This window comes from Sphingobacterium corticibacterium (assembly GCF_004208525.1).
Lineage (GTDB): Bacteria > Bacteroidota > Bacteroidia > Sphingobacteriales > Sphingobacteriaceae > Sphingobacterium > Sphingobacterium corticibacterium.
The window spans coordinates 944,337-956,075 of record NZ_SGIT01000001.1; the positions used below are offsets into that span (position 1 = coordinate 944,337).

Annotated in this window: 11 protein-coding genes; 3 read left to right on the plus strand and 8 right to left on the minus strand. The window is 41.6% G+C overall.

Features of this window, described 5'->3' with window-relative positions:
• Positions 1–19: 19 nt before the first annotated feature.
• The 3 genes from EWE74_RS03985 to EWE74_RS03995 are packed head-to-tail and all read right to left on the minus strand — an operon-like array spanning position 20 to position 2,043.
• On the minus strand, positions 20–733 hold the full coding sequence (locus EWE74_RS03985; RefSeq protein ID WP_130140216.1) for a ThuA domain-containing protein: 714 nt from the start codon (positions 731–733) through the stop codon (positions 20–22).
• Complete coding sequence (gene aroB, locus EWE74_RS03990) at positions 733–1,803, minus strand: 3-dehydroquinate synthase (protein WP_130140217.1); 1,071 nt, start codon at positions 1,801–1,803, stop codon at positions 733–735. The genes EWE74_RS03985 and aroB overlap by 1 nt, the downstream gene beginning before the upstream one ends.
• Positions 1,804–1,836: 33 nt before the next feature.
• Positions 1,837–2,043 carry an RNA-binding S4 domain-containing protein gene (locus EWE74_RS03995; protein WP_130140218.1) on the minus strand — a complete coding sequence of 69 codons (207 nt, stop codon included), beginning with the start codon at positions 2,041–2,043 and terminating at the stop codon, positions 1,837–1,839.
• Between the two features lie 180 nt (positions 2,044–2,223).
• Here EWE74_RS03995 and EWE74_RS04000 point away from each other — a divergent pair, with 180 nt between their 5' ends.
• Both EWE74_RS04000 and EWE74_RS04005 read left to right on the plus strand, forming a co-directional pair.
• Complete coding sequence (locus EWE74_RS04000) at positions 2,224–3,411, plus strand: proline dehydrogenase family protein (RefSeq protein WP_130140219.1); 1,188 nt, start codon at positions 2,224–2,226, stop codon at positions 3,409–3,411.
• Positions 3,412–3,420: 9 nt separating this feature from the next.
• Positions 3,421–4,032 (plus strand): HAD family hydrolase, encoded by a 612-nt coding sequence (locus EWE74_RS04005; RefSeq protein ID WP_130140220.1) that lies wholly within the window; start codon positions 3,421–3,423, stop codon positions 4,030–4,032.
• A gap of 24 nt (positions 4,033–4,056) precedes the next feature.
• Here the strand turns inward: EWE74_RS04005 and EWE74_RS04010 are convergent, their stop codons facing one another.
• Both EWE74_RS04010 and EWE74_RS04015 read right to left on the minus strand, forming a co-directional pair.
• Positions 4,057–5,346 (minus strand): porin family protein, encoded by a 1,290-nt coding sequence (locus EWE74_RS04010; RefSeq protein WP_130140221.1) that lies wholly within the window; start codon positions 5,344–5,346, stop codon positions 4,057–4,059.
• Between the two features lie 14 nt (positions 5,347–5,360).
• Entirely contained in the window at positions 5,361–5,972 is a 612-nt protein-coding gene (locus EWE74_RS04015) for an RNA polymerase sigma factor (protein ID WP_130140222.1), read from the minus strand.
• A 315-nt stretch (positions 5,973–6,287) separates the two neighbouring features.
• On the opposite strand from EWE74_RS04015, the gene EWE74_RS04020 reads away from it, so the two are divergent.
• A complete protein-coding gene (locus EWE74_RS04020) occupies positions 6,288–7,148 on the plus strand; it encodes a universal stress protein (RefSeq protein ID WP_130140223.1) in 861 nt (286 codons plus the stop codon).
• Here EWE74_RS04020 and cmk read toward each other — a convergent pair.
• The 3 genes from cmk to EWE74_RS04035 form a co-directional block, all read right to left on the minus strand.
• Positions 7,145–7,831: a (d)CMP kinase gene (cmk, locus tag EWE74_RS04025; RefSeq protein WP_130140224.1), complete on the minus strand. Its 687-nt coding sequence runs from the start codon at positions 7,829–7,831 to the stop codon at positions 7,145–7,147. The genes EWE74_RS04020 and cmk overlap by 4 nt on opposite strands.
• A 15-nt stretch (positions 7,832–7,846) precedes the next feature.
• A complete protein-coding gene (gene topA / locus EWE74_RS04030) occupies positions 7,847–10,225 on the minus strand; it encodes a type I DNA topoisomerase (RefSeq protein ID WP_130140225.1) in 2,379 nt (792 codons plus the stop codon).
• Positions 10,226–10,336: 111 nt separating this feature from the next.
• Complete coding sequence (locus EWE74_RS04035; protein ID WP_130140226.1) at positions 10,337–11,674, minus strand: PDZ domain-containing protein; 1,338 nt, start codon at positions 11,672–11,674, stop codon at positions 10,337–10,339.
• Between the last annotated feature and the right edge of the window lie 65 nt (positions 11,675–11,739).

An 11,739-nucleotide genomic window follows, 5' to 3' on the forward strand; every position in this document is an offset into this window, starting at 1 on the left:
AACGAGAAGTCAACTATACCTAACGCCTTAACACATACTTGATACCACCGACAATATGCTGTTGAAAAGGAATCTCGTCGAAAGACTCATCCGTATGCCCAAGCCCCGTATAGAATGTACGTCCACCGTCGAACTCCCGAAACCAGGCTATCGGATGAAATTTCCCCATCGTTCCGCCCTTGTAGGTTCGCTCATCGAGGGTCATCAGGATATGTAATCCAGGCTGTATATCTCTAAAATCATACCATTCATCTTTATGCCACCAAACCTTTTGTAGGTGTTTCGTTGCCAAGTGCTTACGATCAACAACATCTATTTTAGCTTCTTGCACCGGCGGATGTTGCGTAAAATAGCCTCCTACCAATTCGCCGTACCAGGGCCACTCAAACTCCGTATCAGATGCAGCATGTATACCGACAAATCCATTGCCGGAGCGTATGAAGTGCTGAAAGGCAGCTTTCTGCTCGTCATTAAATATATTTCCGGTGGTGCTTAAGAAAATGACAGCACCGAATTGGCTTAAACTATCCGCACAAAAATAGCGGGCATCTTCGGTATGTACGGCTGCGATATCTTCCGATTGCAGTATTCTTTTTACCGTTTCTACCCCTTTGGGAATACTTTTATGCCTAAAGCCTGTTGTTTTGGTAAAGACCAATACCCGTTCCTGACTATAAGCCGTAAATATCTGGCCGAAGAAGAGCAGGTTTATAAAGAGTAAAAGATGTTTCATTATGTATTTTTATTTCTGTAAAAATCTAGACTTTCCATAATCAGCTCTTCTTTTACATACCTATCGTAATCGCATTTTCCGATTTCAGACAGTAGAGCAAATCCCAGTTTTTTTCCGTCGTTCTTTTTATCATTTTGCATCAAGGCTATAAGTTCCGGATATATTTCTTCCGAAAAGGCGTACCGTACGAAACGGTTATCGAACGCAGCCATTATTTCCGACAAATCCGTTGTGGAAAGGCCATTTATTTTATGCGCAATGTAAGCTTCACAAATCATGCCCAATGCAATAGCTTCGCCGTGTAACAGCGGATCGGCATCGTGTATCAAAGAATACCCTTCCACAGCATGTCCGATGGTGTGGCCGAAGTTTAAGATTTTTCGAAGGCCCTTTTCGGTTGGATCTTGTGTAATCACGTCATTTTTTATTTCCACGGAACGAAAAACAATATCATCTAAACCATCACTATTCAAATCAACATCTTTCGTTCTGAAGAACAACTCTCTATCATAAATTAAACCATGTTTAATAACCTCTGCAAAACCTGAGCGCATTTGACGTTCATCCAACGTATCCAAAAACTGTCCGCTGATAAAAACTGCTTGGGGCTGCGTAAACGTACCAATGATATTTTTTACGTTGTCTAGATCTATCCCCGTTTTTCCACCCACCGAGGCGTCGACCTGTGATAGTAGGGTTGTCGGAATCTGAATAAAATCAATACCTCTTTTATAAGTAGAGGCTGCAAACCCTCCCATATCCGTCACTACTCCACCACCCAAATTGATCATTAACGCTTTTCGATCAGCTCCAAAATCGAGCATAGTTTTCCAAACACCAATACAGAAATCAATATTTTTGTTTTCTTCTCCCGGATCGACTTCAATAATATCGTAATCCGTTATCTCGGAAAGAGCGGATTGTAGTATCGGTAAACAATGATCATTGGTATTTCTATCCACCAACACCAAAATTTGGGAATAGTTGCGTGAAGTAATAAATGTGGCTAAAGATTCGAGATTGTTTTCGAAGAATACCGTATAACCAAGACTGGCGATCTGTTTTGTCATGTATTGTGCTGTTTGAAATATGAAAGCACTAAATTACACAATTTTTACTTGCTGTCCATCAAATTCAATGATGTCTCCTACTTTTACTTTTAATCTTTTTCTAAAATCTACCTGACCGTTATATTTAACCAATCCTTCTTCCACAACAAACTGTGCCATCGCACCGTGTTCGACCCAATTCATCGCTTTTAATAGCTGGATTAACTGAATATATTCTCCCTTTAATGAAAATGTTTGCATAACGCTTCTCTATTATTATTTTAATGGTTTTGTAAAGATACGGGATCGCAAATCAAGTGATCAATAATATCCGTAAAAAAAAGGATAATTCCTGTTAAACATAAAAGGCTTATCGGCTATCGAAAAGATATAAAGAGATGAAAATAAATATTTAATTTTGACCGTTATTATTTTACACGTATGATATCTGTGCATCATTTGGCTAAACTGGATTTTAACAACACGGAAATTGCTTTTCGGAATAAATCCGATGAAGATTTGGAAAAAGCGTACTGGCTTTTTAAAATAGTAGCCAGCAATACCCTTATCAAAATTGGCACGCCTCTTACAAACTTTGCTTTAAAAATAGGGTTACCCATCCAAGGTATTATCCGCAACACGATCTACAAACAGTTTTGTGGTGGAGAATCCATCGAAGGGTGTGAGCCCGCTATTGCCGAACTGGGGCAAGCCAAGGTAACTACCATCTTGGATTACTCGGTAGAAGGAGAAGAATCGGAAGAGAGCTTTAACCACACTTGTGCTGAAATTTTACGTACGGTAGCTTATGCACAAAAAAATAAACTCATATCATTTTGTGTTTTCAAACCTACAGGCTTGGGAAGATTTGATCTATTTGCCAAAGTGGATGCAAAACAGCCACTTTCTGATCAGGAGAAAATGGAGTTTGCACGCGTTTATGAGCGTATAGATGCTATTTGCGGCGCTTGTTATAAAGCGGATATACGGGTGTTGATAGACGCCGAGCATTCTTGGATACAAGATACTATCGATGACTTTGCTCGGGAAATGATGGAGAAATACAATAAAGAGCGTGTCATCGTATATAACACATATCAATTGTACCGCCATGATAAATTCGCCTCCCTACAGGCTGATTTCGCGTATGCACAGACCCAAAACTTTTATTTGGGTGCCAAAATTGTACGAGGTGCTTATATGGAAATAGAACGCGATCGTGCGACCGAACATGGCTACCCTTCACCTATCCAACCCAATAAAGAAGCAAGCGATCGGGATTATAATGAATCGATCCGATTTTGTCTAAACCACATTAACCGTATCGGCTTGATGGCCGGCACGCATAATGAAGAGAGCGCTAGATTGTTGACAGACGAAATGGCCTTACGCGGAATCTCTCCGGCCAACGATCATATTTTCTTCGCTCAATTATTAGGTATGTCTGATAATTTATCATTCAATTTAGCAGACGCGGGTTTTCACGTCGCTAAATATATGCCTTACGGACCAGTAAAAGCCGTTATGCCATATTTATTCCGTCGCGCGCAGGAAAATACTTCCGTAGGTGGCCAGACAAGCCGCGAATTAAGTCTAATAGTAAAAGAGAAAGCGAGAAGAAAATCGTAATTTTGCGGCATGAATGCTGAATCACAGAAAAAATTTAACATCTTACAGGAAAAATCCAAACCATTTAAAGCGTTATTATACGATGTAGACGGCACGCTTGCCGATAACATGCCAGCGCATAAAGCTGCTTATGTAGCTGCCGCTGCAGCCTACGGAATTGAGTTGGATGACCATATTGTGGAGGAACTGGCAGGCTGGCCAACGGTAGACGTTGCAGCAGAAATTGGCAAACGATACCAGCGGGATATAGATACTTTAGATTTTGCCCGGACAAAATCCCGCATTTTCATGGAGCAGTTTATCCGCCAGACTAAACCATTGGACTACGTGCTACAACATCTTCTGGAAAACGTAGGAAAAAAGAAAATTGGACTTGTTTCAGGTGGGTCACGTTCGACCTTAAACGTTACTTTAGAGGTTATCAACGTAACCGGAAAATTCGAAACATTAGTATGTGCGGGCGACACACCAGAAGGAAAACCTTCCCCGCAACCCTTCCTTTTAGCCGCTGAACAACTTGATGTTGCTCCTGCGGATTGTCTTGTTTTTGAGGACGGTGATCCAGGCGTTCAGGGAGCGATTGCTGCGGGTATGAGCTGGGTACGTGTAGACAAAATATAATATGCGTCTTCCTTCGTATTCGTACTAGAAGCTCGTCATTATACGTATTCCACCGTTTGTGTAATTCATGTCGGCACGCTTAAATTGGCCTACGGGGAATTTCACAAACGGTTCAATCGAAACTTTCATCGTTTTACCCATATTAACTTTTCGGCCAACCGAAAAGTTCACAAACCCACCAAAACCATTGGTGTTTATATTTTCATCACTACTTATTTGGGTTGTTTCAATGGTCGTCACCGGATTTTCAGCGGGCTTCTCCGAATCGGAGGCACTGGAATAGGTCGGTATACCAGCGGATTCTTCATAATGATCAAAACGCTCCTGAGATAGTACCGCCGCATAAGAAACGCCGCCCGTGGCATAAAACTCTTTTGTTAGATTATAGCGTATATCTAGCGGAATATCCAACGTCTGTACCTTTCCAGTTACGGCATTCAAATTAGGAATAAAAAAATTGTTGGTTCGAAGGGAAGCAGCCTCTTTAGAGATTAGCTTATCCGTATTTTTTATAGCTGCTGCTGCTTGTTTCTTCTCTTCTCCTATTTCCTGTACATGTGATTTCAACATACCAACTTCATATTGGTTAAACGAAGCCCCAGTACGAATAGCGATCTTATCATTAAATCTATAGGCAAAAACAAGTCCGCCGCCAAGATCGAAACTTCGGTCTGTAGTTGATGGACTCACAAAGGCTCCTAATTCAAATCGATCGGTAAGACGCAATTTCTTAGGTGATAAATGACGGGCAGCTTCGCTTTGATAAGCAAAATTTGGATCTATTTGCTCTCCAGCTATTAAATCATCGTTCCAGGGCAATGCCACAGGCGGTTTGCCTCCCTCCGTGACGGACAGCAAGATAGGTTTTTCCACTTTAGCGGTCAGCATAGGCTTGCTCGTCAAATGCACCACATGAAGTGGCGGTAAGTCTATTTCATCCAATGTCACCCTATTTCGCGTACTTTCCTTTATCTTATCAGCTGGTATCTTATCAGCCGGCACGTTAATCGAAGCTAAGCGTTCCGATCCTGGTGCTGTCGTCATAGGTTTGTCTGTCGTTTCCCCGACAGACATTGGTATGGTAGGTAAAGGTTGTTCAGTAGAATCTGTCCAGTCATGAAGAAACAAGAAAGTAAATCCTGCCAACGCCATAACCGCTGCTGCCACCCAAGGTAGCGCGAAATATCTTACCTTCCGAGTGGGCTCATATTTAGCTTTATAGGCTTCCCAAGCCCCCTCTTTATAAGGAAGTTCCTCTACATTTTTAAGCCCTTCTTTGATGAGCTCTATAAGTTCCTTATTACGATCTTTCATGTTTCCCTTCGCATTTATGAATGTATATTGTGCGAAACACTAAATTCTTCCATATATAATTTACGTAGACGCTGTTTAGCGCGTGTTAAATATGTTCTCGATGTGCTTTCCGGAATGTGGAGCATGGCTCCTATCTCTTCGTGCGAATATCCTTCAATTTCGAATAGATTAAAAATAGAACGTTGGATATCAGGTAGCCGTGTCAGCAGCTTCATAATATCCTCTACACCTAATCTGTCCGTCATCACTACGGTGTGCGATTTCATCTCTTCGTCTGAGGTATCTTCCAAAAAGCTGGTCGGTTTTCGTGTGCGCAGTAAGTCTATGGATGTATTCACCGCGATACGCGCCAACCAAGAACGAAATGTTTTCTCCAATGCGTCCTCCTCGGCATGCATTTCGAAAGATCCAATCTTTCTAAAAACTTTTACAAAACTTTCGTTAACAGCCTCTTCTGCCTCCATTTCTACCGTAATGTAACGAAGTACTACGGCCATGACATATCCATAATATTTTTTGTAAACAAACGATTTTCCGCGCTCACTTTTATCCACAACGCAATCTTCCAAAGCCTCTCGTAAGGTCAATGGTCTCGCCTTCTTCCAATATTGCTGAACAACTTTCACTTAAAACCGTCTGTTCGGGTATGCCAATTTAACGAATTAATTCTCATTTACCAGAACAGCGCCCTAACATTCTGCCATATACCTTTATTTTTTAACTAAACGTAACATCATTTCCAAATGCTACACCTCTATCAAAAATGATTCATCTTATAAAAAAATGATTCATATGCAAAATAATCTGTTTTTTAAAGGCCATATGGAATATCCAGATTATGATTCGTTCCCGTGTTTAACAATCGTGGATATTTCGCATCACAATGCTTGTAAAAATCAAGGAAATACCTTAACTTGCTATATAATATAAAACTTAGAGTTATGAGAAAGATATTATTCCCCACAGACTTCTCCAACGCTGCCAATAATGCGTTTGCATACGCCTTACATTTGGCAAAGGAAATGGACGCTAGCTTATACGTCCTCAATACTTATATGCAGCCGGTATTGTCTGCTACCCATGCTGGACAGCCAGAGCTGGTACCCGAGGTATATGAGAATTATGAACTGCATCAATTCGAGAATTTTAAAAAGCACACTGCAGATCTTCATCAGATGGCAGATGATTATAATTTGTCCAACGTGCCGTTGACCTTTCTCTTTGAAGAAGGTACCGTTGTCGCGAACGCACAGCGCATTATTGAAAACGAAGGGATTCATTTAATTGTCATGGGTACAAATCGGGCAGATGGCGTGATCGATAAGATTTTTGGGTCGAATACCTTAGGCGTCATCCGTGGTGTAAAAGTCCCCGTCTTATCGGTTCCAAAGGAAGCAAAATACGATGGCATTAAGGAAATTTTGTTCACAACACTTTTCCGGGAAAAAGATGAAGCAGCTCTACGTCATATCATGGAAATTGCGGATAAATTTGCGGTGAAAGTTAAATGCGCCCATGTTTTGAAGGATAAAAACATCGATATTATTGCAATGACCGATCGTTGGCAAAAAATGTTTCCGCAAGACAATCTAGAATTTGTGTTGCTGGATATGGATCAGTCTATCGAACATACCTTAAACAAATACATCGAACAACACCGCGTCGACCTGTTATGTGTAGTAAAAAGGAACAAGAGCCTCTTAGAACGGTTATTCAAGTCTAGTATGAGCAACCGGCTTCGCATGCACGCAAATACAGCAACATTGGTATTGCAAGAGGGAGATGATCCAGGGGCCTTTTAATAATGCCCCTTCTTTTTCTTCTCGTATTCGTTCAGTACAATCTCTAGTTGCTCTTCTTGCGTTAAGTCAGAGTTGTCCAAAACAATAGCATCTTCTGCCTGCCGCAATGGGCTTTCTTCACGCGTACTGTCGATATGATCCCGGTGGGCTAGATTTTGTTTTATCTCTTCCATCGACACCTCTTCTCCCTTAGCCAGCAGTTCTGCCAATCGTCTTTCTGCACGCACATCGGGACTAGCTGTCATAAATATTTTCAGATCCGCATCGGGAAATACCGTCGTACCGATATCCCGTCCATCCATCACAATATTTCGGCGTTTTCCTAAATTTTGTTGTTGCCTGACCAAGGCCTGTCGTACTTCCTTAATGGCGCTTACTTCGCTCACTTTCTCGGAAACATGCATTTGGCGAATTTCTTCTGATACATCTTCTCCGTTCAAGAGCATACACATTTTATCAGCATGCGGTACAAAATCGATATGAATATGCTCCAAAGCTGCATTAATTTTTTCCGTATCGTCCAGATTGACGTGATGTCTTAAAAAATACAAGGTGACGGCACGATACATAGCGCCACTATCTATGAATACGAACTGGAGCTTCTTTGCCACCGCTTTCGCAACAGTACTTTTCCCACAAGACGAAAATCCATCAATTGCAATGATAAAATTCTCTCGTTCCATTAATTGCTGCCTTTTTTATTTCTTTGATTTACTTGCACTTGTTTTTTTCGTCGTCTTTTTAGCCGTAGTGGTTTTTGCGGCCGCCTTTGCTTTACCTTTCGGATCTGCTTCCGCCCACTTCAACACGTCTTCATAGGTGATTTTTTCGATATCTGTACCTTTCGGAATTTTAACATTTTGCTTACCAAAGCGGATAAAGGGTCCCCAACGACCGTTTTCGATTTGTGCATCGGGATTTTCCGTGAACACGCGAATAACCTTTTCCTTATCTTTTTGTCGCTTTTCCTGAATAATCTGAATAGCTTCTTCTTCTGTCACGTCCATGGGATCCATTCCCTTCGGCAAGGAATAAAAAGCACTTGCATGGCGAATGTAGGGTCCGAATCGTCCGATAGCAACGGTCATCTCCTTTTCTTCAAAGACCCCCACCTTTTTAGGAAGCTTAAATAGATCCATGGCTTCTTCAAACGTAATGGTTTCAATCATTTGTCCTTTACGTAACGAGGCAAAACGCGGCTTTTCTTCATCGTCTGCGGAACCAATCTGTACCAATGGTCCAAATCGACCAACACGTACACTCACCGGTTTTCCAGTTGCGGGATCCATTCCCAACTGTCGTTCGTGGCTCGCGCGGTCAGCATGTTCCAACGTATCTTGAATACCCTGATGGAACGGCCCATAGAAATCCTTCAACATCATTGTCCACTCTTTACCACCATGGGCAATTTCGTCAAATTCCTTTTCTACTTTAGCCGTAAAATTATAATCGATAATATCGTGGAAATGCTCTACTAAAAAGTCATTTACCAAAACACCGATATCGGTAGGAAACATCTTCGATCGCTCCGCGCCGGTCATTTCTGTTTTTCTTTCTTCTACGACTTTATCGTCTACGATCTGCAATACGGTATATTGTCTTTCCCTCCCATCTCGATCTTCTTTAATGACATAGCCTCTATTTTGTATAGTAGAAATTGTGGGTGCATAGGTAGACGGGCGTCCGATACCCAATTCTTCCAGTTTTTTTACCAGCGAAGCTTCGGTATAGCGAGCTGGCGGACGAGAAAAACGTTCAGTTGCATGCATAGCCTTCAACTCCAAGTTTTGGTTTTTCTCTAATGGGGGCAACAATGCGTTGTCACCGCTTTGCTCATGGGTATTATCGGATTCCTCATCAGTAGATTCCATATAAACTTTTAGAAAACCATCGAACCGCATTATTTCTCCTGTCGCCACTAGTTCCTCTTTCCGGGTGGATACAGCTATTTTAGCCGTTGTTTTCTCAAACTCCGCCTCACTCATCTGAGATGCGATAGCGCGCTTCCAGATCAATTCATATAAGCGACGTTCTGCCGGATCACCTTCAATCGTATGGTGCGAAAAATAGGTGGGGCGGATCGCCTCGTGCGCTTCCTGAGCGCCTGCAGATTTGGTTTTATAGCGACGTAGCTTATGGTATTTTTCACCGTAAGCGTTCACAATCTCCTGCTGTGCGGCCTGGATAGCCGTGTCGCTTAAGTTCACGGAGTCGGTACGCATATACGTGATACGTCCCGCTTCGTATAGTCTTTGTGCCACCTGCATTGTCCGTGCGACAGAGAAACCCAGTTTTCGACTGGCCTCCTGTTGCAATGTGGACGTCGTAAACGGAGCAGCCGGCGAACGTTTTGCCGGTTTCTTTTCCAGTGAGCTAACGGCAAAAGTCGCTTGAATACTATCTTTTAAAAATGCTTCGGCATCGCTTTTTTGTTCAAAGCGTTGTGGCAGTTCTGCTTTAAACTGTTCTTTTCCCTTTCCGGTCGTAAATTGCGCGACAATCTTAAAGGAAGCCTCTGCCGTAAATTTATTGATTTCGCGTTCGCGTTCTACAATAAGTCGTACAGCGACAGACTGGACACGACCGGCAGATAACGACGGCTTAACTTTCTTCCACAATACCGGAGAAAGTTCAAAACCTACCAAACGATCCAAGACACGGCGCGCCTGTTGCGCATTTACCAAATTATAATCAATTTTGCGTGGCTCTTCAATGGCCCGCATAATCGCCGGTTTGGTAATTTCATGAAAAACAATACGTTTTGTTTTATCGTCTTTTAACGATAGCGTTTCATATAAATGCCAAGATATAGCTTCTCCCTCCCGGTCTTCATCGGATGCAAGCCAAACGGTTTCCGCATCTTTAGCTAATTTCTTTAACTCGCTGACAACTGCCTTTTTATCAGAGGGAACTTCATATTTTTGTTCAAAGTTATTTTCTACGTCAATCGCATCATCCGTCTTCACTAAATCACGGATATGACCGTAGCTGGATTTTACCAAAAAATCCTTTCCTAAATATCCTTCTATCGTTTTTGCTTTCGCGGGTGACTCTACAATCAGTAAATTTTTTGCCATTTATAATGAATGATTTTTGCAAATAAAGGGATTTCAAAATGGAATGCCAATAATTCTGCAAAAAAAACATAAAGTTGCCTTTTATCAAGTTGCTTTTCTCGGTAAGCGAATTCAAAAAGGAATAGGGTCGACAAGCGGAAATCGGGTATCATATTGTTCATCGCCACGCTGTAAAGTGAGCCGGAGGGTCTCTCCCGGGCGAGACTGCAATGCCGACATAATTTTCGGTAAGGTTAATCGGCCTACTGGTTTTCCATTTACCTTAAGTAACATATCACCGGCTTGAATGCCGGCTGCAGCCGCCGGCGAGTTTTTTCGGACCCCGGCTATACGATAGCTAGGTTGTAAGACAAAAGTATATTGGAAGACATCATTTGCCAGATTAATCGTTATTCCTTGATCGGGTTTCATTTGATGTTCTTGCTTTTTGGGTAAGCCTGTTTTTACCAATTCTCGCCGCCAGATCATGCCATCGTGCCGCACCTCGATTCCAGCCATATTTACTAGAAAAGGTTTGGCAAATTTTCGATTTTTACGAAGATATAATGCCTTTTTTCGATAATCTATCAACAAATGAAACCGTTGTAATATTTGGTTCCCAACCGAGCCTATTCTATTTTCCGCTAATTTACTCATAAATAGCGCATTCGAATCCGGATAAACGACGATGGGATAATCTAACGTAAAATCTGCTAATGTAACTTTTCTGATCCGGTTCCGCTTTCCATAAACGGCACCGTTAAATCCCCGACCGATATATTCTTCCACGTAAGGTTCCTTGAGATGGAATTGTGGTAGTAAAAAAGCAAATAACATCAAAGGAGCCGTATTGCCCATATCCAGCAGCATCTTGCCGCCAGTCCACACGGTATCGACTAACATATTAGCTGTTATATATGGTCTTTCGTTTTCTATCATTAAGGGAACATAATTATATCTCCGAATGGATTTTTTATAATCATAATCGTGTGGGAATAACGTCAAACGTTGCTTTTGATAATCGACCTTTACCGCGAAGCTATCGAAAAATTTAGATCCCAGTATACCATTGATAGCTACACCGACATCACTTGAAATATCCAATTCCGCACCTTGTATCACATAAAGCCAATGAAGGGAATCTACGGCGACACCTCCTACCTCAATTACATTTTCGGTAGAAAGGATCCCTTCCACTCCATCTTCGATACCGATACCACGAAACATCATCTTGTTTTGGTTCTTTAGGTAAATCGAGTCTTCTGCATTGGCAAATAAAATGGTTTCTTTTACACCGGTATCCAGCAAAAAGGAAAATGGCATTCCATTTATGGTCAATGGCACCAATACCACATTGTTTATTAATTCAAATTTAAAAGAAGCCGGTTTATCATCAGATAACTGGAATACACCTTGCGATTTGGCTACACAAGAAATACAGATCGTTACTATACAGATAAACCATTTCATTTTTCTACTTACCTCCACTCCCTATGTACGAAGATAAAAGATTGTTGGTATAATTTGTGCATGCA